The 26,126-nt window shown below is 65.3% G+C and carries 27 protein-coding genes, 1 tRNA gene and 1 riboswitch; of the genes, 19 read left to right on the top strand and 9 right to left on the bottom strand.

Features of this window, described 5'->3' with window-relative positions:
• Positions 1-20: 20 nt before the first annotated feature.
• The 12 genes from JQ586_RS11315 (at position 21) to JQ586_RS11370 (ending at position 10,955) form a co-directional block, all read left to right on the top strand.
• Positions 21-971, top strand: a complete 951-nt coding sequence (locus JQ586_RS11315) for a LysR family transcriptional regulator (protein WP_249147484.1) — start codon at positions 21-23, stop codon at positions 969-971.
• Positions 972-1,082: 111 nt separating this feature from the next.
• Positions 1,083-1,772, top strand: a complete 690-nt coding sequence (locus JQ586_RS11320; protein WP_212394626.1) for an RNA polymerase sigma factor — start codon at positions 1,083-1,085, stop codon at positions 1,770-1,772.
• Positions 1,773-1,865: 93 nt separating this feature from the next.
• Positions 1,866-2,387 (top strand): DUF4142 domain-containing protein, encoded by a 522-nt coding sequence (locus tag JQ586_RS11325; protein WP_212394627.1) that lies wholly within the window; start codon positions 1,866-1,868, stop codon positions 2,385-2,387.
• A gap of 10 nt (positions 2,388-2,397) precedes the next feature.
• Entirely contained in the window at positions 2,398-2,718 is a 321-nt protein-coding gene (locus JQ586_RS11330) for a cupredoxin domain-containing protein (RefSeq protein ID WP_212394628.1), read from the top strand.
• Positions 2,719-2,813: 95 nt separating this feature from the next.
• Positions 2,814-3,176: a nuclear transport factor 2 family protein gene (locus tag JQ586_RS11335; RefSeq protein WP_212394629.1), complete on the top strand. Its 363-nt coding sequence runs from the start codon at positions 2,814-2,816 to the stop codon at positions 3,174-3,176.
• Between the two features lie 136 nt (positions 3,177-3,312).
• On the top strand, positions 3,313-4,110 hold the full coding sequence (locus tag JQ586_RS11340) for a helix-turn-helix transcriptional regulator (protein ID WP_212394630.1): 798 nt from the start codon (positions 3,313-3,315) through the stop codon (positions 4,108-4,110).
• A gap of 93 nt (positions 4,111-4,203) precedes the next feature.
• Positions 4,204-5,373 carry a cytochrome P450 gene (locus JQ586_RS11345; RefSeq protein ID WP_212394631.1) on the top strand — a complete coding sequence of 390 codons (1,170 nt, stop codon included), beginning with the start codon at positions 4,204-4,206 and terminating at the stop codon, positions 5,371-5,373.
• Between the two features lie 256 nt (positions 5,374-5,629).
• Positions 5,630-6,028, top strand: a complete 399-nt coding sequence (locus tag JQ586_RS11350; RefSeq protein WP_212394632.1) for a DUF5132 domain-containing protein — start codon at positions 5,630-5,632, stop codon at positions 6,026-6,028.
• A 127-nt stretch (positions 6,029-6,155) separates the two neighbouring features.
• Positions 6,156-6,713 (top strand): HMA2 domain-containing protein, encoded by a 558-nt coding sequence (locus tag JQ586_RS11355; protein ID WP_212394633.1) that lies wholly within the window; start codon positions 6,156-6,158, stop codon positions 6,711-6,713.
• A 27-nt stretch (positions 6,714-6,740) separates the two neighbouring features.
• Positions 6,741-8,861 carry a heavy metal translocating P-type ATPase gene (locus tag JQ586_RS11360; RefSeq protein ID WP_212394634.1) on the top strand — a complete coding sequence of 707 codons (2,121 nt, stop codon included), beginning with the start codon at positions 6,741-6,743 and terminating at the stop codon, positions 8,859-8,861.
• Entirely contained in the window at positions 8,858-9,706 is an 849-nt protein-coding gene (locus tag JQ586_RS11365) for an EcsC family protein (protein WP_212394635.1), read from the top strand. The genes JQ586_RS11360 and JQ586_RS11365 overlap by 4 nt, the downstream gene beginning before the upstream one ends.
• Positions 9,696-10,955 (top strand): DUF445 domain-containing protein, encoded by a 1,260-nt coding sequence (locus JQ586_RS11370; protein ID WP_212394636.1) that lies wholly within the window; start codon positions 9,696-9,698, stop codon positions 10,953-10,955. The genes JQ586_RS11365 and JQ586_RS11370 overlap by 11 nt, the downstream gene beginning before the upstream one ends.
• A gap of 87 nt (positions 10,956-11,042) precedes the next feature.
• On the opposite strand, the gene JQ586_RS11375 is transcribed toward JQ586_RS11370, so the two are convergent.
• The 4 genes from JQ586_RS11375 to JQ586_RS11390 form a co-directional block, all read right to left on the bottom strand.
• Positions 11,043-11,237 carry a hypothetical protein gene (locus tag JQ586_RS11375; RefSeq protein WP_212394637.1) on the bottom strand — a complete coding sequence of 65 codons (195 nt, stop codon included), beginning with the start codon at positions 11,235-11,237 and terminating at the stop codon, positions 11,043-11,045.
• A gap of 6 nt (positions 11,238-11,243) precedes the next feature.
• A complete protein-coding gene (locus JQ586_RS11380) occupies positions 11,244-12,347 on the bottom strand; it encodes a hypothetical protein (protein ID WP_212394638.1) in 1,104 nt (367 codons plus the stop codon).
• Between the two features lie 164 nt (positions 12,348-12,511).
• Positions 12,512-13,441: a dihydrodipicolinate synthase family protein gene (locus JQ586_RS11385; protein ID WP_212394639.1), complete on the bottom strand. Its 930-nt coding sequence runs from the start codon at positions 13,439-13,441 to the stop codon at positions 12,512-12,514.
• Between the two features lie 22 nt (positions 13,442-13,463).
• The gene (locus tag JQ586_RS11390) at positions 13,464-14,630 is read right to left on the bottom strand and encodes an NADH:flavin oxidoreductase/NADH oxidase (RefSeq protein ID WP_212394640.1); all 1,167 of its coding nucleotides are present in this window, start codon (positions 14,628-14,630) and stop codon (positions 13,464-13,466) included.
• Positions 14,631-14,812: 182 nt separating this feature from the next.
• Here JQ586_RS11390 and JQ586_RS11395 point away from each other — a divergent pair, with 182 nt between their 5' ends.
• Positions 14,813-15,832, top strand: coding sequence for an LLM class flavin-dependent oxidoreductase (locus JQ586_RS11395; RefSeq protein ID WP_212394641.1), 1,020 nt, complete (start codon positions 14,813-14,815; stop codon positions 15,830-15,832).
• A 24-nt stretch (positions 15,833-15,856) separates the two neighbouring features.
• Here JQ586_RS11395 and JQ586_RS11400 read toward each other — a convergent pair.
• Together JQ586_RS11400 and JQ586_RS11405 are read right to left on the bottom strand one after the other, a co-directional pair.
• Positions 15,857-15,930, bottom strand: a tRNA-Gly gene (locus JQ586_RS11400).
• Positions 15,931-16,062: 132 nt separating this feature from the next.
• Positions 16,063-17,580, bottom strand: coding sequence for a 4-amino-4-deoxy-L-arabinose transferase (locus JQ586_RS11405; protein ID WP_212394642.1), 1,518 nt, complete (start codon positions 17,578-17,580; stop codon positions 16,063-16,065).
• 196 nt (positions 17,581-17,776) lie between these two features.
• Between JQ586_RS11405 and JQ586_RS11410 the strand changes: the two genes are divergently transcribed.
• The 5 genes from JQ586_RS11410 to JQ586_RS11430 all read left to right on the top strand — a co-directional run bounded on the left by JQ586_RS11410 (position 17,777) and on the right by JQ586_RS11430 (position 20,639).
• Complete coding sequence (locus tag JQ586_RS11410) at positions 17,777-18,352, top strand: methylated-DNA--[protein]-cysteine S-methyltransferase (RefSeq protein ID WP_212394643.1); 576 nt, start codon at positions 17,777-17,779, stop codon at positions 18,350-18,352.
• 9 nt (positions 18,353-18,361) lie between these two features.
• Positions 18,362-19,204: an AraC family transcriptional regulator gene (locus JQ586_RS11415; RefSeq protein ID WP_212394644.1), complete on the top strand. Its 843-nt coding sequence runs from the start codon at positions 18,362-18,364 to the stop codon at positions 19,202-19,204.
• Positions 19,205-19,258: 54 nt separating this feature from the next.
• Entirely contained in the window at positions 19,259-19,618 is a 360-nt protein-coding gene (locus JQ586_RS11420) for a VOC family protein (RefSeq protein WP_212394645.1), read from the top strand.
• A 41-nt stretch (positions 19,619-19,659) separates the two neighbouring features.
• Positions 19,660-20,076, top strand: a complete 417-nt coding sequence (locus tag JQ586_RS11425; protein WP_212394646.1) for an SRPBCC family protein — start codon at positions 19,660-19,662, stop codon at positions 20,074-20,076.
• A 98-nt stretch (positions 20,077-20,174) separates the two neighbouring features.
• Positions 20,175-20,639 carry a hypothetical protein gene (locus JQ586_RS11430; protein ID WP_212394647.1) on the top strand — a complete coding sequence of 155 codons (465 nt, stop codon included), beginning with the start codon at positions 20,175-20,177 and terminating at the stop codon, positions 20,637-20,639.
• 109 nt (positions 20,640-20,748) lie between these two features.
• Here JQ586_RS11430 and JQ586_RS11435 read toward each other — a convergent pair whose 3' ends face one another.
• The 3 genes from JQ586_RS11435 to JQ586_RS11445 form a co-directional block, all read right to left on the bottom strand.
• Positions 20,749-22,191 carry an MATE family efflux transporter gene (locus JQ586_RS11435; protein ID WP_212394648.1) on the bottom strand — a complete coding sequence of 481 codons (1,443 nt, stop codon included), beginning with the start codon at positions 22,189-22,191 and terminating at the stop codon, positions 20,749-20,751.
• A gap of 120 nt (positions 22,192-22,311) precedes the next feature.
• Complete coding sequence (locus tag JQ586_RS11440; protein WP_212394649.1) at positions 22,312-23,364, bottom strand: hypothetical protein; 1,053 nt, start codon at positions 23,362-23,364, stop codon at positions 22,312-22,314.
• A gap of 145 nt (positions 23,365-23,509) precedes the next feature.
• Positions 23,510-24,616 carry a 2'-deoxycytidine 5'-triphosphate deaminase gene (locus JQ586_RS11445; protein WP_212394650.1) on the bottom strand — a complete coding sequence of 369 codons (1,107 nt, stop codon included), beginning with the start codon at positions 24,614-24,616 and terminating at the stop codon, positions 23,510-23,512.
• Positions 24,617-24,736: 120 nt separating this feature from the next.
• A riboswitch (SAM riboswitch) is annotated at positions 24,737-24,816 on the top strand.
• Between the two features lie 74 nt (positions 24,817-24,890).
• On the opposite strand from JQ586_RS11445, the gene JQ586_RS11450 reads away from it, so the two are divergent.
• A complete protein-coding gene (locus JQ586_RS11450; protein WP_212394651.1) occupies positions 24,891-26,084 on the top strand; it encodes an O-succinylhomoserine sulfhydrylase in 1,194 nt (397 codons plus the stop codon).
• Positions 26,085-26,126: the final 42 nt, after the last annotated feature.

Below are 26,126 nucleotides of genomic sequence, written 5' to 3' on the forward strand. Positions count from 1 at the left end.
CGTCATCAGGATAATCCGATTTGGCTGGACACACTGTACCGCTGCATGGACAATCGCGCGTCATGGAGTGGCGCGACTGGGAGCTGTTTTGCGAGGTTGTCGAGCATGGCGGCTTCACCGCCGCTGCCCGCGTGCTCGGCCATCCCAAATCGAGCCTTAGTGCTGCAGTGCAACGGCTGGAAGCCAATCTCGGCCTGCGGTTGATCGAACGCACCACCCGGCATTTGCGGCTGACCGATGCCGGCGAGACCATCTATCGCAAGGTCCGCCCGCTGTTCGCGGCGCTGCACGACACCCACAGCGAGGCGCTGGCGATGAGCAGCGCGGTGGCCGGCACGCTGCGCATCAAGGCGCCCTACGAATTCGGCGCGCATCATGCCGGGCCGGTCGCCTGCGCGGTGATGAGCCGCTACCCGGAGCTTTCGATCCGGATCGATGTCGAGCACGACATCGTCAATCCAATCGCCGAGAATTACGACATCGTATTCGCGATGCTGGAGGCGCCGCTGCCGGCGGCCGGCATCGTGATCCGCCGCGTGTTCACCCTCGAGCGCGGGCTGTTTGCCGCTCCAGCGCTTCTGGAGAAATTCGGCGAACCACGAAATCTGGAGGACCTGAGGAAGCTGCCGCTGCTGACAGGTCCCAACGACACGCCGTGGGCGATCACCGCACCCGGCGGCGCCGTCGAGCATCTCGATGTCGAGAAGGCGCGCCTCACCTCTTCCAACGCGCATGTCCGCCTGCAGGCGGCGCTCGCCGGCCACGGCGTGCTGCGGGTGACCGCGAGCTACACCCGCGCCGCAGTGGCCGCCGGCCAGTTGCGGCGGCTGTTGCCGGATCATGCCTGCGAGCCCCTCAACGTCCACGCGCTGCTGCCGGCCCGGCAATTCGTCCCCGCGAAGGCGCGCTGCTTCCTTGATGCGATGGAGGCGCACGCGCGCGGCGATCCCGAGGCCTATATCAAGCCGTAGGCTTGGATCCGGTGGCCGAATTGTTCGAGCCTTGGCCACTTTTTTGGGAACCTTGTCCGGCCCGGCAGCATCCAATGCGGGCAAGCTGCGAAGAACGAGAGCGATCCCGCCATGCGACAAGCCCAGCTAACGTCCGTTGCGCCCGCCAGGGCGGGCGACGCCGCGCTCGTCAAGCGCGCGCTCGCCCGCGACGAGGCCGCCGTCCGCGCCATCATGCAGGCGAATAATCGCCGGCTGTTCCGGCTGGCGCGCGGCATCCTGCGCAACGACGGCGAGGCCGAGGACGTGGTCCAGGATGCCTATGTCCGCGCCTTCACCCATCTCGACCAGTTCCGCGGCGACTCCAGTCTGTCGACCTGGCTGTCGCGGATCGCCATCAACGAGGCGCTCGGCCGCCTGCGTCGCGAGCCGCCAAGCGTGGAGTGGTCCGAGTTGCCGCCAGGTGCCCTCGAAGCCCAAATCATCCAGTTCCCACTGTCGTCGGTGGACGATCCGGAAAAATCCATGGCCCAGCGCGAAATCCAGCACATCGTCGAACATGCGATCGACGAATTGTCCGCGGCGTTTCGCCTCGTCTTCATTGCCCGCGTGGTCGAGGGCATGAGCGTCGAGGAGACCGCGGAACTCCTCCATCTGAAGCCGGAAACCGTGAAGACGCGCCTGCACCGCGCTCGAACCATGCTGCGCCACAATGTCGAGAAGAAGATCGGCCCGGTGGTGCTGGAGGCCTTTCCCTTTGCCGGCAAGCGCTGCGAGCGGCTGACCGGCGCCGTGCTGAAGCGGCTGGGCTACAGCGCCTAGATTTTCGGGAACCTCTCCGCTTCAGCGCCATCCAACACCTGTGAGATCAACCACGCGCCGGCACCATCTCCGGCGCCACAGGAGTGTCAAACCATGTTCGTTCGATTGAGCATCGCGGTCGCCGCGCTGAGCCTGTTGAGCAGCGCCGCGCTCGCACAGGGCGCGAAGCTGACCGACCCCCAGATCGCGCATATTGCCTATACTGCCGGCGTGATCGACATCAATGCCGCCAAGCAAGCGGAGAAGAAAGCCTCCAACAAGGAGGTCAAGGCGTTCGCCAGGGACATGGCGCGCGACCATGAGGCGGTGAACAAGCAGGCGCTCGCCCTCGTCAAGAAACTGAAGGTCACGCCCGAAGACAACGACACCAGCAAGGCGCTGTCGAAACAGGCCGCCGACAAGCTCGCCGAACTCAGCAAGCTGAAGGGCGCCGCCTACGACAAGGCCTACATCGACAACGAGGTCGCCTACCACAAGACCGTCAACTCCGCCCTGGAGACACAGCTGATCCCGTCGGCAAGCAACGCCGAGCTCAAGGGCCTGCTGCAAACCGGCCTGAAGATCTTCCAGGGCCACGAGCAGCATGCCGAGCACGTCGCGGCCGACCTGAAGTAGGAGCCACGCCATGTCGTCAGGACGCCATCTCGCGACGCTTGCCTTTCTCACGTTTGGCGCGATGGCCGTCCCGGCACATGCGGCCACGATACAGATCGTGATGCAGAACCTTGTGATCTCGCCGTCCGAGGTGTCGGCCAGGGTGGGTGACACCATCGAATGGGTCAACAGGGACATCGTGGCCCACACCGCCACGGCAAGGAACGGCGACTTCGACGTGATGCTGGCACCGAAGAAGACCGGGAGCGCGGTGCTGAAGAAGCCTGGAACGGTTGATTATTACTGCCGCTTCCATCCCAACATGAAGGCGATGCTGAAAATCGCGCCGTAGCGCGCGCGATGACGTCCGAGGTAATCGATCGGCATGCGCGAACCTTCGATAGTGCGGTCAGCCGAACCATCCGGCTTCAATCGAAGGAGAACGCAATGACCGACCATGCCACAATCGCCCGCCGCTATATCGAACTCTGGAACGAGCGTACGCCGAGCCGCCGTCGCGAGATGCTGAGCGAGAGCTGGACGGCGGATGCACGCTATGTCGACCCGCTGATGAGCGGCGATGGTCACGCCGGCGTCGAGGCGCTGATCGCGGGTGTGCAGCAGAAGTTCCCCGACTTCACCTTCAGGCTGATCGGCGAGCCCAACGGATTCGGCGACCATGTCCGCTTCTCCTGGGGCCTCGGACCGGACGGCGTCGACAGCCCGATCAAGGGCACGGATTTCGCCGTGCTGAAGGAGGGCCGCATCACGAGCATCACCGGCTTCCTCGACCAGGTGCCGGGCGCCTGACGCCCGCCGTCGTTCCAGGGCTCGCGGAGCGAAACCCCGGAACGACGAGTGGACAGGCCCGCGTCAACCGATAGTACTGCTGCTTCCACGCGAGCGATGTCGCTGATAGTCTTGCCGAAACAATTCGGAGGACAGCATGAAGGCAGATTTCGCCTTCAGGACATCCGCGGTCAGCGACATCACGCCGGCCCTGCTGGCGATCGGCCGCGAGGCTTTTCCGCAGGCGCTGATCGGCGCGCTGAGGCGCGTTGCCGATGTCGGCCATTGCATGGTGTTCTCGTTTGCAGGCGCGCGCTCCGCCGCGTGCCTGCTCGACGTCGGCAACATCCCGACCGGCCGCGACCTCGGCGTAGCCTATTCCGAGCATTTCCACCGGGCCGATCCGAACCGCGACGCCGTGTTCGAGGGCCAGGCGCAAGGCGCGCCGATCGTGCTGCCGACCTTTGCCCGCCGAATGTACGACGACAGCTATCGCAAGATCTTCTTCGACGATTCCGACATCGTGGACAAGTTCGCCTCCGCGATCTGGGTCGACGACACCTGCTTCTACGTCAATTTCTACCGCATCACCGCGCAGGGCCGTTTCACCCGCGACCAGATCGCGCGACTGACCGCGGTTGCTCCTGCGGTCAGCGCGGCGGTGGCGCGCCACTTCCAGCACGACGCGGAGCCGGACATCGATCCGATGCAGCGGCTGAAGGCGCTGTTTGCAACCGCAGAGCCGCTGGCGATCCTGACCGGGCGCGAGAAGGAGGTCTGCCTGCGGATCCTCTGCGGCCTGAGCTCGGAGGCGATCGCAGCCGAGCTTGGCATCGGCCTGCATTCGGCCCTGACCTATCGCAAGCGCGCCTACGACAAGCTCGGCATCTCCTCGCAGAACGAGCTGTTTGCGATTGTCCTGCGCCTCATGGCGTTGGCGCACCGGTTGAACTGACCCGTGCTATTTCCGGGACGCTGTCCCCAACCATGGGGACAGACACCGGTGACCGGCCTGGCCTAATGTGCGGCGGGAAGAGAGAGCCAGACCATGAGCACCGCGCCGCATTTCGACATCGACGTACCGGCCTTCTGGCAGGATCCCTATCCGACGCTGGCGCGCCTGCGGAAGGAGGCGCCGATCGCCTTCGTGCCGCAGCTCGGCAGCACCTTGCTGTGCAGCCGCGACGACATCTTCGCCTCGGAGAAACAGATCGACGTGTTCTCGTCGCATCAGCCCGAGGGGCTGATGAACAAGCTGATGGGCCACAACATGATGCGCAAGGACGGCGATGCGCACATGAACGAGCGCAAGGCGATCTTTCCGGCGATCTCGCCGAAAACCGTGAGATCGCACTGGACCGCGCAATTCGACGGACATGCCACGCGCATCCTCGATGCGCTGCGCCCGGACGGCGTGGTCGACTTCGTGCAGGCGTTCGCGCTGCCGTTCTCGGCCGAATGCCTGAAATCGATCACCGGCCTCACCAACATGCGCTTCCAGGACATGAACGCCTGGTCGCAGGGCATGATCGACGGCATCGCCAATTATACCGGCGATCCCGCGGTCGAGGCCCGCTGCCATGCTGCGACGTCGGGCATCGACGCCGCGATCGACGACATGGTGCCGGTGCTGACCAGGAAGCCGGATCTCAGCCTGCTCGGCGTGATGCTGCAATCCGGCATGCCGATGGAGAGCGTCCGGGCCAACATCAAGCTGGCGATATCAGGCGGTCAGAACGAGCCTCGCGATGCCATCGCCGGCACAGTATGGGCGCTCCTGACCCATCCCGATCAGCTCGCGCTGGCGACGAGCGGTGCGATCCCGTGGTTGCAGGCGTTCGAGGAATATGCCCGCTGGATCTCGCCGATCGGAATGTCGCCGCGACGGATCGCAAAGCCGTGGACCATCCGTGACGTCGCGTTCGAGACCAGCGAGCGGGTGTTCCTGATGTTCGGCTCGGCCAACCGCGACGAGAAGCATTTCAACGACCCCGAACGCTTCGACGTGCGGCGCGACGCCAGCAAGAGCATTGCCTTCGGTGCGGGCCCGCATTTCTGCGCCGGCGCCTGGGCCTCCCGAGCCATGGTCGCCGACGTCGCCCTGCCCGCGATCTTCAGGCGGCTGACCAATCTGCGCCTGATCGACGATAGGCCGCCGCGGATCGGAGGCTGGGCATTCCGCGGCCTGCTGGACCTGCCGGTGACGTGGGATCGATAACCGGCGGCGCTCGCTGGCGCCGGAATATGCAAATGCAGAAACACTAGACGCTGACAACGCGTCCGCTGGCGTCCGCGCGGACGACTGCCGGCCGCGGCGGCGCGGTCACGAACCTGCCGATGAGCCCTCTATGTGCTGTCCGTCACCCCTGCGGCGATGGGCCTCGAAGGACTGTCACTCAAGTGTCATGAATCCATTTCAATCGACCGTTATTGATGAAAGAGCAGTCAGTTAGGCCGTTACAAGGAATTTGCGGATGAACCCGAAGCACAATGGTAGTAGTCACGACGAGGCGATTCACGATCACGATGCGGTTGACCAGAACGTCGACGAGGGCAACGGCATCAACAAGACGGTTGCCGTCGTCGCAGTGGTGGCTGTGGGTGCAGCGGTGTTCGAAGCCGCCCTGCTTCCGGGACTTGCACTCGGCGTTGCCGCGGTCGCGGCGCCGAAATACCTGCCGAAGCTGGGTAATGCGCTCAATCCGCTCTTCAAGTCCACCGTTCGCGGCACCTACAAGTTCGCGCAGAAATCCCGCGAGATGTTCGCCGAAGCCCAGGAGCAGGTGCACGACATCGTCGCGGAAGTGAAAGCTGAAGGCCAGGCGACCGACGCGAAGGCGGCCGACGGCCGCTCTCATCAGCCGGCGGCCTGATCCGGACCGGGCGGGACAGCCGGAGAGGCTGTCTCCGCGAGCCAAGACAGCGGCACTGCGTGCAATCGCGTTTGACGACGGCATGATGTGTGTCCGACGCCGGCTCCCGAGTTGCTGGAGGAATACGATGACCAAGATGAAGCTGCAGATTGCGCATCAGGTTCCTGGCCGGATTCGCATAAAGGTGCCGTCTGCCAAGGAAAATCCCGAGCTCCTCGAACAGATCAAGCAGACCTTCAACGTTATCCCCGGCATCGAGCAAGTGACGGTCAACCCGACGACGGGAAGCGTCGTTCTCCATTACGACACCGAGCGGCATGACGAATTTCATGGCCGGCTGCAGCATCACACCGGCGGCCACCACAAGCCGCCATCTGACGAGATCGACGCATTGGCAAGCAAGATCGAGCAGGAAGCAGAGTATCTCGCCGAGCATTCGCACGCGGCCAGGGTCATCGTCGATTTCTTCAAGGACTTCGACAAGGGGATCAAGGTCGCCACCGGAAACGTGGTCGATCTGAAAATCCTGCTCGCGACCGGCATCGCCGGCTTCACCATCTTCGAGGTCGGCGCCAGCGCGGCGACACCGGTGTGGGTCACGCTGGCGGTCTTCGCGCTCAACCACATGATCCAGGCCAACTTGCCCAAGGAAGACGAGGCAGAGCCGGCGCCCGCGACGGCCTAACCCCGCCACCGGCGAGAGTGCAACCTCATGGACTTCTGCTTCCGTCACTCGATGCCAGGGCGCATTCGCCTGAGCATTCCTGCGCTTGGGCAGAATCGCCGGCTGGGTGAGGCGTGCCTTGCCTGGCTGAAGACGCAGGAGGGCATTGCGAGCGCGCGGATCAACTACGACTGCGCCAGCCTCGTTCTCGAATACAATCTGAAGCACGAGCAAAGGCTGCTGCTGCTGCTTGAGCACTTCAAGACCATGAGCCTCGCCGACCTCAAGGCGCTGAGCAGCCGTGCGATGCAGGATGCGGTCGCCGCGCCCGTCGCCAACGCGCCCGAGGTCTCCAGGCGGTCGCCGCTGGCGTTGCCGACGCTGTCGCTGTTCATGGCCTTCAGCGCCAATCCGGTGGTCATGGCGATCAACATGCCGCTGATGCTGTGGAACGCGATCCCCATCGCCAAGCGCGCCTGGAAGGTATGGTCGAACGAAAACCGGCTGAACATCGATGTGCTCGACACGCTCGCGATCACCGCGTCGGTGCTCCAGGGCAATCCGATGGCGGGCTGCATCGTCACCTGGCTGATTAAGCTCGGCGACTGGATCCGCGACCTCACCGCGGCTGGCTCGCGGCGGGCGATCAACGAGCTGCTCGAGTTCCAGTCGAAGACGGCCTGGCTGCTGCGTGACGGCGAGGTCGTCTCGATCCCGGCCGCCGAGCTCCAGGCCGGCGACATCGTCGTGGTCTATCCGGGCGAGATGATCCCGGTCGACGGCGAGATCATCGAAGGCTCGGCCACCATCGATCAGAAGACCATTACGGGCGAAGGCCTGCCGGTGCATCGCGGCAAGGGCGAGGCCGCCTTCGCCGCCACCGTCATCCGCGAGGGCCAGATCACGCTCCGCGCGCTGCGCGTCGGAGCGGCCACCACGGCCGGCCAGATCGTGCACCTGATCGAGTCGGCGCCGATCGGCGATACGAGAATGCAGAACCATGCCGAGCGCTTTGCCGACCGGCTGGTGACCCCGACGCTGGCACTCGCCACCGGCACCGCGATGGTATCGGGCGATTTCAACCGCTTCCTGTCGCTGGTGATCGTCGACTACGGCACCGGAATCCGTGTCGCGGCGCCGACCTCCGTGCTGTCCTCGATGACGCTTGCCGCGCGAACCGGCATGATCATCAAGAGCGGCGGCCACATGGAGAAGCTCGCCGGAATCGACACCATGGTGTTCGACAAGACCGGCACGTTGACCCATGGCACGCCGGCGGTCATCGACGTCATCTCCTATCAAAGGAACATCACGCCGAACCATTTGCTCGGGCTCGCCGCGGCGGCCGAGACCAAGCTCCAACATCCGGTCGCGGAGGCGCTGCGCACCAGGGCGCGGCAGCTCGCCGTCAACATCCCGCCATGCAACGAGACCACCTACCGCCTCGGCCTCGGCGTCGAAGGCCAGGTCAACGGTTACTACCTCCATGTCGGCAACCAGCGCTTCATGCGCCAGAGCGAGATCGCCGTCGACCAGGCGCTGGGTGATCGCGCCGCGCTGGACGAGCGCGGCTTTTCGAGCCTCTACATCGCGGTGGACGGCAAGCTTGCCGGCCTCGTGCCTTATTCCGACGAGATCCGCGCCGAGAGCCGGTCGGTGATCCAGCGCCTGCACGCGCTCGGGGTCAAGAACAGCATCATGCTGACCGGAGACAACGCCGTCGTGGCGCGCGCCGTCTGCAGCAACCTGGGGCTGACCGAGCACTTCGCGGACATGCTGCCGGCAGACAAGGCCAGCGTGATCCAGGAGCTGCAGCGCAAGGGACGCCGCGTCGCCATGGTCGGCGACGGCATCAACGATTCGCCTGCGCTCAGCTTCGCCGATGTCGGAATCGCGATGAAGCACGGCGCCGAAGTGACGCACGAATCCGCCGACGTCATCCTGATGGAGGATTCGCTGTGGAAGCTTGTCAGGGCAGTCGAGATCTCGCAAGGCGCCGTCAGCCTGATCAGGCAGAATTATTCCATCGTCGCCGCGCTCAATACGCTGGCGCTCGGACTGGCCCTGCCCGGCGGCCTGATCACGCCCGAGGTGACCGCCCTCATCAGCAACGGCTCGGCCATCCTGGCGAGCCTGAACGGCATAAGGCCAATTCTGCGCTATCAATGAGCCAGGATGTCAGCCAGCTCCCCCTCCCTCCGGCCGATCACGCGGCTCTGCAACGCGCCGTCAAAACTCTCGAGAGTCCCAACCTTGCGGCCAAGATCGCCGACTACGCCGGCATCCCGGTCAACCGCGTCCTGAACCTCCTGCCACGGGCCGCCAACCGCCAGCTCAGCGGGCTCGTGCGCTCGGCGGTGCTGAAGGGGCTCGACGTTGCCGTCGACACGCTCAACGAGAAGCCGCCACCCTCGCCGGCGGTCGGCTTTTCGTCCCTCCTGGCCGGGGTGACCGGAGGGATCAGCGGCCTGTTCGGCTTCGGCGCGCTCGCGGTCGAGCTGCCGCTCACGACCACCCTGATGCTGCGTGCGATCGCCGAGATCGCCCGGCACGAGGGCGAGGACCTGTCGAAGCTCGAGGCGCGGCTGGCCTGTCTCGAAGTGTTCGCCTACGGCACCAAGCGGACATCGGACAATGTCGATATCGGCTATTACGCCGCCCGCGCGCTGATCAGCAAATACACCAACGACGCGGCGGCCTACATCCTGGAACGCGGCGCGGTCGATGCATCCGCTCCGGTCATCTCCAATCTCGTCAGCGAGATCGTCTCCCGGTTCGGCCTCGTGGTGTCCGACAAGGTGGCGGCCGGCGCCGTGCCCGTCATTGGCGCGGTGTGCGGCGCCACCGTCAATATCATCTTCATGGATCACTTCCAGCGCATTGCGAAAGGACATTTCACACTGCGCCGGCTGGAGCGTGTCCATGGCAGCGCCGGCATCCGGCAACATTACAGCGCGATCGCGAGCACCCTCGCGGTGACGCGCGGCGTCGCGACGGCTTCAGGTGTACGATAGAACGACCATCGGCGCCGAGCCGACGCCCGCGGACACCAGGCTGCGTGATCTTCGCCGGATGCGGGCGCTGGCGACGGCACTCCTCGTGGTGATGCTGCTGGTCTTCCTGGCGACCTCGATGGCGCTGCCGCAGTGGCCCTGGCTGGCCTATCCGCGCGCATTCGCGGAAGCCGGGATGATCGGCGCCTGCGCCGACTGGTTCGCCGTTGTCGCCCTGTTTCGCCATCCCTTGGGCATTCCGATCCCGCACACCGCGATCGTGCCGCAGAGCAAGCAGCGCATTGCAGTCGCGCTTGGCCGCTTCATCGCCAACAACTTCCTGTCGCCGCGCGTGGTCGGCGATCGCATCCGGGATGTCGACATCGCCGGATGGGGCGCGCAATGGATCGAGCGGCCGTCGAATGCCCATGGTGCGGCACAGCGCGCCGTCACGGCTTTCCAGCAGGCCCTGCGGGCAACCCCGCGCGACGAGGTCAACGCGTTCCTGAGCCGGCAGACCCTGCACGGCCTCGCTGCGGTTCAGGCCGCCCCGCTGGCTTCACGCGTGCTGACGCTGTTGTGGGCACATGGCGACGCGCAGGCGGTGATCGAGCGGTTGATCACCTCGGCGAGCACGGCCCTCGCAAACAACCGCGACACGATCAAGCAGAAGGTCTCGCAACGCTCCTATCGGTTCGTTCCGAAATGGGTCGACGGCATCGTCGCCGACCGCGTCATCAGTGGCGTCAGCCAGACCCTCGAGGAATTGCGCGAGCCGGGCCACCCCTGGCGCATCGAGCTCAAGGCCGAGGTCGAGTGCCTGATCGACCGGCTGGCGACAGATCCCGAATTCCTCGCCCGCGGCGAGGAAATGAAGCAGCGATTACTCGATAATCCAGCCGTGATACGTCAGATCGACGCGATGTGGGGCGCGATCGAGACGCGGCTGAATTCGGCTGCCACCTCGACGACCCTTGCCGCGACCATCGAGGCGGCGCTGATGTCGGTGAGCACGAGGATCCGCGACGACGCCGAGCTGCGCGACCGGATCAATCGCTGGCTGCGGGTCGCCGCGCTACGCACCGTCGCGTCGCGGCGACAGGAGATTGCGGCTTTCATCCGGAAAGTGGTCGAGAACTGGGACACCGAAACGCTGATCACGCGCATCGAACTGCAGGTCGGCCGCGACCTGCAGTTCATCCGGATCAACGGCACCGTGGTCGGAGGACTGGTCGGCCTCGTGATCTTCACCGTTTCGAAGTGGCTGTAGCGCATGATCCGGACAGGCGCGAAGCGGTTTTCCCTCGCGACAAGCGCGACGCGTTTGCGCGGAGATCATGCTCGAACAAAGAGCGCGTCAGGGAAACCGGATTCGAAGCAGTGGCAATTGCGCGAGCCTGTCGAGCAGATTGGCCACCTGGCCTGCGACCACGCTGAGGCAGCCGAAGATGAAGGCGCGGCGGGTCACGCCCGCCTTGTGGCCGGTGAAGCTCAGTCGCTCGAGGCGTGGTTCGATGCAAGCAGGCGCTCGCAAGGCGGGAAGCGTTGTCATGCCGCTTCAGCCGACGGGAATGCGGATTTCAGGCGCAGTGGTCATCCGCTCGATCGTTGCATCAAATGACAGGCAATCCGGGTTCTCGCCAGGCATCCGGCGCAATGTTTCAGCGAGCTCTTCCTGCTCGAGCAGGAACGAGCAACCGTCACGCAGGCGGGCATAGGCCGCCCACGGCACGAATTTGGTCAGCGGAAACGGAAATTCCTCGCGCGGCGACACATCGATATTCACGCCGGAGACGAACAACACGTTCTTGGTGCGGAACGCCGGCTCGCGCAGGATGCTGCGATAGGTGCGGTCGAACTCGGCCTGGGTGACAAACCGGGCGGCATCCAGCGCCGGATTGGCCGACGTCACCAGCACCGGCATCACCGGGGCGAGTGCCGCTTCGAGAATATCGTGCCCTTCGGGACCCTCGGCCGGGACGCGCCTGAACTCGAACAGGTCGGGCGAAAGCGCCGAGCCGAGGGGCGCGAACGTCTCGCCGAAACCGGCTTCACCGAGGCGCTCGCGCAGCAATGGGCTGGCACGGAATAGTTTCGAGGTGCTCAGCACATGCAGCGGCTGCCGCGATGACTCGACCAGGCTGTCGAGCCGGAGAAAGACGCCTTCGCTGCGGCTCTCGTCCAGATATTGATTGTCGATCCGGACCGCCGCCTCGTCACCGATCCGACCGCACTGCACCTGCCGGCAGGCATGCGCGTATTCGTCCTGGTACCAGTGCAGGACAGCGCAAAGCTTGCCGCAGCAATCCCCGAAGCCGCATCCGTCGGTGCGATGGCGCTGATAGACGCCGAAACGGACGGCGTCGGCGTCATAACCGACATGGCTCGCCTGGATGATGACGAGGTCCTCGCCATGATGGGCATAGGGCCCGTGGCGGTTGATCGCGACCTTGCCGCCGACGCGGCCATGGTCGAACGGAAACGTTCCGAAATGCTGGACCAGCAGCATCACCGGATAGCCCTGGCTCTCATCCGAGCAGAACGCCCGCGACGGCATCATCCGCCGGCGCTCGAAGCCGAGCGAACGGCAATAGTTGTAAAGCCGGGGAACAAATTGGCTGTAGCGCATTGCAAAGGGGCCAACCCGGAAGGTTTCGATCATCCGTCGTCTGCCCGAGCGGTGCCGCGCGGGAGCGATCCCGTCGCCGAATTCGACGGGAACGGTAGAGGCCCTTGTTGACACTTATGTGAATGCGGAGGGTGCGGCCCCGGTCGGCGCGACCAGGGCGCTCACCGTCCCCGGGGCGCTCATCGTCCCCGGGGCGCTCACCGTCCCCAGCGCAACACGACCGGATCGAGCTGACGCGCGATCTCGATCAGGCCGGCGCGCGTGGCCGGATGCAGCGGCTGCAAGGGATGGCGCACCATATCCGACCTGATGACGCCGCCCTCGCGCATCAGCACCTTGCAGGCATGCAGCCCGCATTGCCGGTTCTCGTAATTGATCAGCGGCAGCCAGCGCGCATAGGCCTGCATCGCCTCCTCGCGCCTGCCGGCGAAGAACGGATCCATGATCTGGCGGATGCCGTCGGGATAGCCGCCGCCGGTCATCGCCCCGGTGGCGCCGGCATCGAGATCGGCCATCAGCGTGATCGCCTCCTCGCCGTCCCAAGGGCCTTCGATCACGCTGCCGCCCTTCTCGATCAGGCCGCGCAGCTTGTTGGCCGCCATCGGCACCTCGATCTTGAAGTACCTGACATTGGCGAGTTCCTTCGCCATCCGTGCCAGGAAGTCGACCGAAAGCGGCGTGCCCGCCACCGGCGCGTCCTGGATCATGATCGGGATGCCGACGGCATCGGACACCACCCGGAAGAATTCGTAGATGCCGGCCTCCGGCACGCGGAAGGTCGCGCCATGATAGGGCGGCATGATCATGACCATCGCCGCACCCGCAACCTCCGCCTGCCGGCTCCGCGCGGCGCAGACGGCCGAGGAGAAATGCGTCGTCGTGACGATGACGGGGATGCGGCCGGCGACATGCTCGAGCACGGCATGCATCACGGTGTCCCGCTCGGCGTCGGTCAGCACGAACTGCTCGGAGAAATTGGCGAGGATGCAGATGCCGTGCGAGCCGGCATCGATCATGAAATCGACGCAGCGGCGCTGGCCGTCGAGGTCGAGATTGCCGTTGGCATCGAAGATGGTGGGCGCGACGGGAAATACGCCGCGATAAGGACGCTGTGCCGGAGATGCCATGTCAAACCTCGCTCATTGTCTGTCACACCTTGCGGAACGGCAGGGCCGGCCCGTCCAGCTTGCGCAGGCCCGGTTCGCGCCGCTCCAGCCACCAGCCATATTGCTTCGGCCAGGCCGCGAAAACTTCGCCGCTTCCGCCGCCAAGCGCAAGCTCGGCATGCAGCGGCCAGTTCGGATCGAACAGCGCCTCACGCCCGATCGCGACGAGGTCAGCATGACCATTCGCCAGCACGTCTTCAGCCTGCTGCGGATGCAGGATCAGGCCGACCGCGATGGTCGCGATGCCCGCGGAGCGGCGGATCCCGTCCGCGTAGGTCACCTGGAAGCCATAGCCGCGCGGGATCCGTGCAGCGGTCGCCGAGCCGAGCAGGCCGCCGGACGAGCAATCGATCAGATCGACGCCGCGCGCCTTGGCCTCGCGCGCAAACGCGATCTGATCGTCGAGTTGCAGGCCGCCGTCGATGCCGTCGACCGAGGAGATGCGCACCGACAGCGGCCGCTCCGCGGGCCAGGCGGCGCGCACGGTCTCGATGATCTCCAGCGGATAGCGCATCCGTCCGGCCCGGTCGCCGCCATAGGCGTCGGTCCGGCGGTTCGACAGCGGCGACAGGAATTCGTGCAGGAGATAGCCGTGGGCGCAGTGCACCTCGACGAATTCGAACCCGGCCTCGACCGCGCGCAAGGTGGCGCGGCGCCATTGCTCCCGCAGGGCAGCGAGCTCCGCCACGTCAAGTGCATGCGGCATCAGCCAGCCTTCTTCCATCGGGATCGCGCTCGGCGCCACCGTCGGCCACGGCCGATCGCCGCGAGCGTGATCGGCAGCATTGAGCGCTGCGTTGCCGTACCAGGGCCGCTGCATGCTGGCCTTGCGGCCGGCATGCGCGAGCTGAATCGATGGCACGGCGCCGTTGTCCTTCAGGAACGCGGCGATGCGCTCGAGCGGCGCGATCTGATCGTCATTCCAGATCCCGACATCGCCGTGGGTGATGCGCCCCTCGGCGGTCACGGCCGCAGCCTCGACCATCACGAGCCCGGCACCGCCTTGCGCGAATTTGCCGAGATGCACCAGGTGCCAGTCATTAGCGAAGCCGTCGGTCGCCGAATACTGACACATCGGCGAGATCAGAATGCGGTTCCGGGAGGTCACGCCGCGAAGCGTGATCGGCTGAAACAGGAGCGGCTGAGACATCAGAACCTGCGGGAGCAAGGTGGCGGAGGGACGGATCGCGGGAAGCTAGGCGGCTGGCCGGCTCGCCGCAAGCCGCGCAACGACGCAGGCGATCCGACCTGGATGCATGATGACGCGCGGTTCGCTGTCAGCCCAGCATATCGACGTTCGCAAATCATCCGGGATATGCCTACATTGCCCTCATGAAAAAGATCGGATTCCTTTCCTTCGGGCACTGGACGCCCTCGCCGCAATCGGGAGCGCGTTCGGCCTCCGACGTCCTCCTGCAATCGATCGACCTCGCAATTGCCGCCGAGCAATTGGGCGCGGACGGCGCCTATTTCCGCGTCCATCACTTCGCCCGTCAGCTCGCTTCGCCCTTCCCGCTGCTGGCCGCGGTCGGAGCCAGGACCAGCCGCATCGAGATCGGCACCGCCGTGATCGACATGCGCTACGAAAATCCGCTCTACATGATCGAAGACGCCGGCGCAGCCGATCTGATCGCGGGCGGACGGCTTCAGCTCGGCATCAGCCGCGGCTCGCCCGAGCAGGTCATCGATGGCTGGCGCTATTTCGGCTATCAACCGGCCGAGGGCGAGAGCGAAGCCGACATGGGGCGGCGTCACGCCGAGATCTTCCTCGACATGCTGCGCGGTCAGGGTTTTGCAGAACCCAATCCGCGCCCGATGTTCCCGAATCCTCCCGGGCTGCTGCGGCTCGAACCGCATTCGCAGGGCCTGCGCGAACGAATCTGGTGGGGCGCCGGCTCGAACGCGACGGCAGTCTGGGCGGCGAAGCTCGGGATGAACCTGCAGAGCTCGACGCTGAAGAGCGACGAGACCGGAGAAGCCTTCCACATCCAGCAGGCCGCACAGATCCGGGCCTATCGCGCTGCCTGGAAGGAAGCCGGCCACACCCGCGAGCCGCGGGTCTCCGTCAGCCGCAGCATCTTCGCGCTGGTCAACGATCGCGACCGCGCCTATTTCGGCAACGGGCAGGAGGAAGACCAGATCGGCTTCATCGATGAGAGGACGCGGGCGATCTTCGGCCGCGGTTATGCGGCCGAGCCCGACAAGCTCATCGAGCAGCTCAAGACCGATGAGGCCATCGCCGAGGCCGACACCCTGCTGCTCACCGTTCCCAACCAGCTCGGCGTCGCATACAACGCCCATGTGATCGAGACCATTCTGACCCACGTCGCGCCCGCGCTTGGCTGGCGCTGAGTGGAATTCGGATGTCGGAAAAAATGGAGCGGGCGAAGGGAATCGAACCCTCGTATGCAGCTTGGGAAGCTGCCGTTCTACCATTGAACTACGCCCGCGATCTCAATCGCTTAAGCCAGTCTCACGCGGCGAGACTTGCCCGACCATAGCCCGGGCCGAGGCAAGGGATCAAGCGTGCATTGCACTGTTCAGGCGAGATCGATCATGGGCCCGGCCAGGTTCATGAATCGCTAATAGTCGAGCCGCACCAGCGTGTCATTGATGACGAACGGTGTTGCCGCTGAAGTGGCGGCGCAGGCGCCGCTTCGCGCGAAGATGCAGGCGTCGCCGTTGCCGACGGCGGCGCAGCTGCGCCGGGAGAACGCCGCAGGCAGGTCGGCCGCGGCATCCGGTCGCGCGAGGATGCGGTTGAACGCCGGACTGGTGGTCTGGACCAGCTCCTTCAGATGCCCTCTCGCAAGGGGATCACCGGGCTGAAGTGCGTAGAGCGGCGACGGGCCCGACAATCGCTCGCGACCCGGCAGCAGATGGAACGGAAGATTGTAAAGCGCGAGACCGCACGTGTCCGGATCGCCCCGCAATTCCGCAGCGAGTCGCGCGGCGCCGATGCCGCGCATCCAGTTGTCGCGCATCGTTTCGCTTGCCCCGGCCAACGCCAGCGAAAGCAGGGCCCAAACGCCGGCGACGAACGGCACGGCCCATGGTCGCCATGCACGCCGCGAACGTAGCGCCACGATCCAGTCGACTGAACCCAGTGCCGCCAGGATGACGAACAGCACGACCGACAGGAAGATGAAGCGATATTCCTTGTGCCCGATCAGGCTGTGAAAGACGAGGTTCGCGAGCGCCACGACGAGCAACAGCGGCGCATGCCGCCAGCCGCGCCAGATCGCCGCGACCAGCAGCACTCCTGCCGCCGACCACAAGATCCAGAAATCGGCGAGGTAGGTGATCGCAGGCGTCACGCCGAATTCGGCCGCACGATCATGCAACAAATTCTGCTCGATGTTGGCAATCAGCCAGGCGAATGGCACAACGCCGTGTGTCACATCGACGATGGCGGCGAGCAGCAGCACGACCAGCCCGCCGGCGACCAGAGGGAGCAGGTTTCGCCAGCGTCTCCAGCAAGCGCCAATCGCAAGCACGGCAATAGCCGGCGCGTACTGAAAACGGCAGACGAAGGCGAGAGCAAGCAAAGCGCCGGCGACGACGAAGCGCTTTTGCGATGGTTCATCGGTCACCAGCAATGCGGCACGAACGATCAGTGCCGCGGCCAGCGGTTCGCTCAACGTGTGTGGCGCGAAGAAGACGAGATCGAACCAGACCGCAGCGGCAAACGCCGCAACGATCGCGTGCAGCCGCGAGACTCGCGCGCCGAAGAACCAGGCGCTGACCACGATGGACAGCGATGCGAACACCGCCGCCACACGCGGCACGACGAAGGCGCCTGCCCCGCCAGGCGCGATCCAATCGCCCAGCGCCACCGGCCCGGCCAGCAAGGTCGGCAGGAACCAGCCACGGATGCCGTAGCGCCACTCCCAGGTGACGATGCCGTCATGGCCGAGCATCCGCCATGCCGGTTCGAGATATTGGAATATCTCGTCGGGGTGGATGACGTTGGGCCAGAAGGCGAGCGGAAGACGAACGGCCAGGGCCAGCAGCAGCAGTGCCGCCAGCAGCCGCAGGCGTTTGATCGAACCTGTGGCTTTCGCATCATCGATCGTTGGATCGGCGCTGGTGCTCGTCATTCGTTCGCCGATCGTATCGGGAGGCTTGGAACCTCGTTGAGCTGCATGCCCGGCGAACAGATACCGCCGAAGCCTTTAGGATGCGTCACCGGCGCCGGCCGTCCCGATCCGGTCGCGACGCCGTTAACGAAACATCAAGATTCGAGATGCGCGCGATCACGGGGCTGTTATGGTCCGTGCCGGAGCTGGTGGCTTGATGGGGCGTGGGTACACCATTTTCGATACGGCAATCGGCCGATGCGGGATCGCATGGGGCGAGGCGGGTGTGGTCAGCGTGTACCTCCCCGAAGCGCGCGAGATCGAAACCCGCAGGCGGCTGTTCCAGCTCTATCGGGACACGCGCGAGATGCGGCCATCAGAAGAGATCGAGGCCGCGATCAAGGGCATCGCTGCGATCCTGCGCGGACGCAACAGTGACCTGTCGGGCGTCACACTCGACATGACCGGCATCCCTGCCTTCGCCCAGCGCGTTTACCAGTTTGTCCAAACCATTCCGCACGGCGAGACCCGCATCTATGACGAGGTAGCGAGTGCCCTGCACGCCCCGGGCGCGGCCTATTCGGTGGCGCAGGCGCTTCAGCGCAATCCCTTCATGATCATCGTGCCGTGCCATCGCGTGCTGGAGGCGGGCCATTATGCCGACCGGATCTCGCCAAACGGCGGCAGCATTTCCAAGCGACGGCTGCTCTCGATCGAGGGCGCACGGGTAAGCATGAGCAAGACACTGTTCGACGTGCTGCTGCCGGTTGAATCGTCCCGGCCGCAACCCTAAATCCCGGGGATGAATCGCAGGACGCTGCTGCAGCGCGATCGCATTACCGTGAACGAGTTTCGCTGCACCGCGGAGCCCGGCGACAGGCCGTTCGCCGAGCAGTTCGGCAGCCATTCGCTGTCCTATGTGCGCAAGGGCAGTTTCGGCTGCCATTGCCGCGGGCGTTTCCACGAGCTGGTGACAGGGTCGATCCTGGTCGGTCATCCCGGCGATGAATACACCTGCACCCACGACCACGTGGTCGGCGACGAGTGCCTGTCGTTCTTTCTGGACTCGAAGCTGGTGGAGACGATCGGTGACCGAGCTGCGGTGTGGCAGGTGGGCTCGGTGCCGCCGCTGCCGGAGCTGATGATTCTCGGCGAGCTGGCGCTGACGGCGGCAAACGGCAGCAGCGACGTCGACCTCGACGAGGTCGGGCAGCTGTTCGCCAGCCGCTTTGTCGAGGTGGTCTCGGACCGCAAGGCAAAGCCGCTTGACGTCACGCTTCGGGATCGCCGCCGCGCGGTCGATGCCGCGCTGTGGATCGACGCCAACTCGCACCGCGCCATCGATCTCGATGATGCGGCCGCGCAGGTCGGCCTCAGCACCTTCCATTTCCTGCGGCTGTTCTCCACCGTGCTCGGCGTCACGCCACATCAATATCTCGTGCGCTCGCGGCTCCGCCACGCGGCGCGCCGGCTCGCGGACGATGACAGCCCGATCACCGACATCGCCTATGACGTCGGATTTGGCGACCTCTCCAATTTCGTGCGCAGCTTCCACCGCGCTGCCGGCGCTTCACCGCTGAAGTTCCGCCAGGCCTCGCGGGGCGATCGCAAGATTCTCCAAGAACGCCTCGGCATGCCTGGCTAGGCTTGCTCCAGGCCGCGCGTCACCGACGCGCTCAACCAGCCTGGAGATATCTCAATGTACGACCATATCGGTTTGCGCGTTGCCGACCTCGACGCCAGCGTGCGCTTCTACACCGCGGCACTGGCACCGCTCGGCTTCGTGCTCTGCTCGCGTGACGACAGCGGCGCCGGCTTCGGCCCGAAGGGTGAACCCGCGCTCTGGCTGCATTTGCACAAGGGCAAGACCGGCGGCGGCGCCCACGTCGCCTTCCGTGCGCCGAGCCACGACGCCATCAAGGCCTTCCATACCGCAGGCATCGAGGCCGGCGGCAAGGACAATGGCGCGGCAGGCCACCGCAAGGACTACAGCCCGACCTACTACGCCGCGTTCCTGATCGACCCCGACGGCAACAATGTCGAGGCGGTGCGCACCTGAGTGCGGCCGCCTCTCCTCCCGTCATCACCAAGGATCAAACCATGGCTTCCATTCACAAGGACATTCCCATCGACGCGCCGGCCGACCATGTCTGGGATGCGCTGCGCGATTTCGGCGCGCTGCACACGCGCCTCGTGCCGGGCTTCGTGACCGACACCAGGCTCGAAGGTGACGTCCGCATCGTCAGCTTCGCCAACGGCACCGTGGCGCGCGAGACGCTGGTCGATTGCGACGACCTCCGGCAACGGCTGGTCTATGCGATCAAGAGCGAGCGGCTGACGCAGCACTCGGCCTCGGTGCAGGTGTTCGCCGACGGTGCTGCACGCTGCCGCGTCGTGTGGATCGCCGACGTGCTGCCGCACGAGATCGCGCCGTATATGGACGCGCAGATGGATCTCGGCGCGGCCGCGATGCAGCGCGCGTTCGCCCGCCCGGCCAGCGACCAGACCGCTGCGTGATCTTCCTCACAGAAGATTGCCTGCCCCGCCCGTAAGCCTCACTCCGTGCGTCCGGTCTCTCGCCCGCAATCGCGGCACGGGCGCACGGGAGGTTTGTCATGACTGGAGCCGACAAGGTCGTCTGCCAGGCGGCCACGCTGCTTCTCCTGTTTGCGCTGACATCGACACCCGCGAACGCCCAGTTCCTGGGCGGCGGCGGAGGTGGCCAGGACATGATGACGCAGATGGCGCCGATGCTGGAGATGATGAAGTCGAAGATGGGCAAGCGCCGCTTCGGCATGATGATGCAGACCATCGGCCCGATGATGAGCCGCATGATGGATGGCGGGGGCGGCATGATGGGCGGCAGCGGATTGCCCGGTCTCGGCGGCGGCGCGCCGAGCGGTACTGACGGCTACGAGGGCGGCCTTGGCGGCCTCGGAGGCGGCTTCGGCGGCGGCGACATCATGGGCATGCTAGGGGGCGCCGGCGGCGGCGAGTTGATGGGCATGATCCCGCAACTCATGCGCATGGCGAATCTTGGCGGTGGCGGACACCACGGCCGGCGCCATCGGCATCGATAAGCAGTCATTCCGGGATGGTCCGAAGGACCGGACCGCAGATGCACAATCGCGCATCGGGAATCCCGGGACACCGGAATCGACGCTCGGCATTGCTCCGGAATGGTGCCGGTTACGACAGCGCCGGCTGCACCTTGGCGACCGGCACGGGCTTGCCCCAGCGCGTCAGGATCACGCTGAGGCAGGAGAGCACGCCGAGCACGCCCATCGAGGCGGCAGCGAGCGCGAAGAAATTCTGTGCGGTCGCGTCATGGGTCGAGAGCCACCAACCGCCGCTGCCGATGAAGATCAGCCGTGCGGTCTGCGCCAGCACCGGGCCGAGCACCTTCGCCGCACCTTGCGAGGAAAAATACATCGACATCGCGAGGCCGATGAAGGCGTACATTGGAGCTGCGGTCGACAGATATTGATGGCTGGTGCTGCGCACATGCGGATCATCTGTGAAGAGATTGACCCACAGATCCGGGAAGACGGCGATGAAGCTGCCGACCACGCCGACCGATAGGAACGACACCGTGCCCGCAGTCCAGGCGATACGCCGGGCGCGCGCGATCCGCTCGGCTCCGACGGCCATGCCGATCATCGGCACCGAGGCGATGCCGACCGCGAACGCAACCGACGTCAGCATGAATTCGAGCCGCGCCCCGATGCCGTAGCCGGCGAGCACGGCGGTGCCGAACTGCGCCAGCATGTGGGTGAAGATCGAGATCGTCAGAACCGATTGCAGCGGCGAGAAGCACGAGACCGCACCGACCCTGAGGATGTCGATGAACATCGCCCATTGCACGCGAAGTCCCTTGAGCTTGGGCACGACGCGGGCCCGGCCGGAGAACAGGTACCAGCCCATGACGGTGATGCTGATCGAATAGGCGATCAGCGAGCCCGCGGCGACGCCGCGCATGCCGAACTGCGGCACCGGGCCAAGACCCAGCCCGAGCGTGCCGCCGAGCATGATCTGCCACACCGCGGACGACAGGATCATGGTCGACGGCAATTTCATGTTGCCGGTGCCGCGCAGGATTCCGGCCATGGTGTTCATCGTCCAGGGCAGGATCGCACCGCCAAAAAAAACTTGCGAATATGCGATCGCCTGCGCCAGCACGTTGCCGCGGCCACCGAGCAGTTCGAGCAGGCGCGGCCCGAAGATCAGCATGCCCAGCATGAATGTCACGCCGAAGGTCAGCCCGATCAGCAGCGCGTGTGCGGCAAGCGTCGAGGCGCGCTCGATCTCGCCGGCGCCGAGCGCACGTGCGATCGAGGACGCGACGCCGCCGCCCATGGCGCCGCCCGACATCGTCATGGTGAGGATCACGCAGGGAAACACCAGCGCCATCGCCGCGAGCGACTCGACGCCGAGCCGGCCGATATAGGAAGTCTCCGCGATCACGACGCAGGTCCCGGCGGAAAGCGCGATCACGTTCGGCCATGCAAGCCAGAGCAAGGTGCGCAGGATCGGCCCGTCGAGCAGCTTGTTGCGCGCCGGCTTGGTCACAGCCGGCGGCAGCGGACGTTCGTCTTCGTCGACAGGTATTTCGGCAAGGCCGAGATCGGACATTTCTGCTCCCGCGCGCAGTCGTCGGGAGCTGCGCCATGGTGTTTCACTACCATGGCGGGGCGCGATTCAACGTGCGCAGGACGCAAGGGGGGCCTGCGTGATTGCAGGTGAACCGCTGATCTAGCCGATCGACCACACCAATGGTGCGTTGGCCGCACCATGCGGCTTCAAATGCACCGGAATATGCCGCCCGCACCCGGCCGCCAGGCCCTCGAACAGGCCCGTCAGCACGCTGGCACAGGCCGGATGATAGTCCGCCACATCAGTCATCAGCTTCCAGCCCTGCTGGCGGATTTCGAACTGGCCTGAGGACTCGCTGATTTCCGCGACATCATCCTGCGACTCGAAGAGCACGCGCAGGAACGCGACAAATTCCGCCGCGCGGCCGCGGCCCTCACCGAGCGCCTGCGCGACCTCGTCGAAATACTGCATGCCGATCAACTTTCCGGTGAGATGCAGCAGATAGCTCGCATCCTCCGGACCGAACACCTGCACGATCACGGGCGCCGCCGTCTTCACATATTCCATCGCGTAGTTGCGATAGGCCTTCTCCAGCCGCGGCTTCGGCCAGCTGTCGACCGGCAGTGCCGGCGCCGTCCTGGGATCGAAGGGCGGCGCTTCCAGATGACGCGCGAAGACGAGGCGCTGGTCGAGTTCGAGCGGGTGGTCATATTCGCAGTAATAGCCTTCGAGACCGTCCTGCCCGTCGACGCTCTGCTTGGTGCAGACGAAGCCGAGCCTGAGATCGCCGAGCGCGACACCGTTGTTGGCGTGCCAGCCGCGCAGCATCGCGCGTGAGACCTCGCCGGGCACGCCGCAGATCGCGGTGCCTTTCCAGATCCAGCGCGGCGGCGGATAGCGGATCCAGGCCTTGCGGTCGGTCTCGTACATGTATTCGACATTCACGCCGCCGATCCAGTTGGAGAGATAATGATATTGCGCGGCGGCGACCGCCGGCGGCAGGCTGTCGAGGCCGAGTTTCTTCAGGCCCGGCAGGAAGCGCTCCTGCTGCTGGCGGCGGAAAACACGAAACACGAATTCGGCGGCATCGGCCGTACCGCGACGCGTCACCACGGTGAGGATAAGCCCGGTGAAGAAGGCATGGTAGAGATCGGCGACGCTGCGCCACTTCCGCCATTGCGCCTCTCGTGCAGCACTCTCGCCCGCGGTCATCTTCGCTCCCAGGTTATTGTTGGCGAGACATGCCTCGCGGACACGATCGTAGCCCGGATGGAGCGAAGCGCAATCCGGGGCAAGTCAATCCGCGCGTGCACCGCCCCGGATTTCGCTTTCGCTTCATCCGGGCTACGGAATATCGCTAGACGCGAAAATGCTTCGAAAGCTTCAGGCCCTGCGCCTGATAGTTCGAGCCGATGCGCTGGCCGTACAGCGCGTCGGGGCGCTCCAGCATGCGCTCATAGACGAGGCGACCGACGATCTGGCCGTGCTCGAGGATGAATGGCACTTCACGCGACCGCACTTCGAGCACGGCGCGCGCGCCCTTGCCGCCGGCACCGGCATAGCCGAAGCCCGGATCGAAGAAGCCGGCATAGTGGACGCGGAATTCGCCGACCAAGGGATCAAACGGCACCATCTCCGCGGCATAATCCGGCGGCACCTGCACGGCTTCCTTGGACGCCAGGATGTAGAACTCGCCGGGATCGAGAATCAGGCTGCCGTCGGGACGCGCCTTGATCGGCTCCCAGAACTCGTCGACCGCATAGCCGCCGCGGCGATCGACGTCAACAACGCCGGTGTGGCGCTTGGCACGATAGCCGACGAAGCCGCCCGAGTTCTCGCCTGAGAGATCAACCGAGAGTGCCACGCCTTGGGATAGATCGGCATCGTCGATGTCGACCAGCCGCTCCGCGGCATGCAGCGTCTCGAGCTCGTCGGTCGTGAGCACCGCATCGCCGATCCGGAAGCGCACCTGCGAGAGCCGCGATCCCTCGCGCAGCAGCACCGGAAACGTCTTCGGGCTGATCTCGGCATAGAGCGGCCCGTGATAGCCGGCGCCGATCATGTCGAAGCGGCGGGTGCCGTCGGCGATCACTCGGGTGAAGACGTCGAGCCGGCCGGTCGAGCTCTTCGGATTGGCGGCCGCCACGATCTCCGGCGGCAGCGCCAGGCTTTCCAGCAGCGGGACAATATAGACGCAATTGGTCTCCAGCACCGCGCCGTCGGAGAGATCGATCTCGTGCAGCTTCAGCTCGTCGATGCGCTCGGCGACGGTGGCATTCGGCCCGGGCAGGAAGCTGGCGCGCACGCGATAGGCGATGTCGCCAAGGCGCAGGTCGAGGCTCGCCGGCTGAATCTGGCTCTCGACAAAGTCGGAGGCGGGCAGGATGAGGCCCGCCCCCGCCATTTCCGCGATCATGCGGTCGGGCAGGATTCCGTTGGATTCTTCTTCCAGCGCAAACGACACGGCGGGTCCCTCGGGATGGTCCAGATCACGTCTGAGCGGCCATCTGAGCCCCAAAATATGGGCTTTTACGGGTTATCCGATGACCGCCTTGACGGAAAGGGCGCGAGGGAATATCAGCTGCACTTATCCCGTGGTGATTTGAGCCGGCCGGCTTGCAGCCACGTTAAATAAATCGCTAAACAGGCCGGGGACAGTGTGATCCCGGCCTGTGGAGGTAACTCCAGGCCGGTTTTTTTGTGGCCATTTCCAACCGAATGGCCGCCTTGGAGGTCACATGTCTGAATCTGAAACGACTGCGCGTTATCGCCCCGAAACCCGCCTCGTCCATGGCGGCACGCTGCGCTCGCAATTCGGCGAGACGTCGGAAGGGCTGTTTCTCACCCAGGGCTATGTCTACGACACCGCCGAGCAGTGCGAGGCGCGCTTCAAGGGCCAGGATCCCGGCTTCATCTATTCGCGCTATTCCAATCCGACCATCTCGATGTTCGAGCGCCGCATGATCGAGCTCGAGGGTGCGGAAGCCGCGCGCTCGACCGCGACCGGCATGGCCGCGGTGACGACCGCGATCCTCGCGCCGCTGAAGACCGGAGATCATGTGGTCGCCTCGAAAGCCCTGTTCGGCTCGTGCCTTTACGTGGTGCAGGATCTCCTGCCGCGCTATGGCATCGAGACGACGCTGGTCGATGGCCTCGATCTCGACCAGTGGCAGCGCGCCTTGCGGCCGAACACCAAGACCTTCTTCCTGGAGAGCCCGACCAATCCGACCCTCGACGTGCTCGATATCGCGGCGATCGCCAGGATCGCGCACAGCGGCGGGGCGCGGTTGATCGTCGACAACGTGTTCGCGACACCGATCTGGCAGAGCCCGCTGTCGCTCGGCGCCGACGTCGTGGTCTATTCGGCGACCAAGCACATCGATGGCCAGGGCCGTTGTCTCGGCGGCATCATCCTGTCGTCGGAAGCCTTCATCGCCGAACACCTCCACAATTTCATGCGCCAGACCGGTCCGTCACTGTCGCCGTTCAACGCCTGGGTGCTGCTGAAGGGGCTCGAGACGCTCGGCATCCGGGTCCGGGCGCAGACCGAGAGCGCGGCAAAGATTGCGGACGCGCTGGCGAAACATCCGAAGGTTACGCGCCTGGTCTATCCGGGCCGCGCGGACCATCCGCAGGCCGAGACGGTGAAGAGGCAGATGGGCGCCGGCTCGACGCTGGTCGGCTTCGAGGTGAAGGGTGGCAAGGCCGGCGCCTTCCGCTGCCTCAACGCGCTGAAGATCGCACGCATCTCCAACAATCTCGGTGATGCCAAGAGCCTCGTCACGCATCCGGCCACCACGACGCATCAGCGCCTGGCGCCGGAGGCCCGTGCCGAGCTCGGCATCAGCGAAGGCTTCATCCGCTTCTCGGCCGGGCTGGAGCACGCCGACGACCTGATCGAGGACCTCGCACAGGCGCTGGAGAAGGTGTGAGGCTGGATAGAAGCCGCGGAACGAACCGAGCTCCCTCTCCCG

The sequence above is a fragment of the Bradyrhizobium jicamae genome (assembly GCF_018130215.1).
Taxonomy (GTDB): Bacteria; Pseudomonadota; Alphaproteobacteria; order Rhizobiales; family Xanthobacteraceae; genus Bradyrhizobium; species Bradyrhizobium jicamae_A.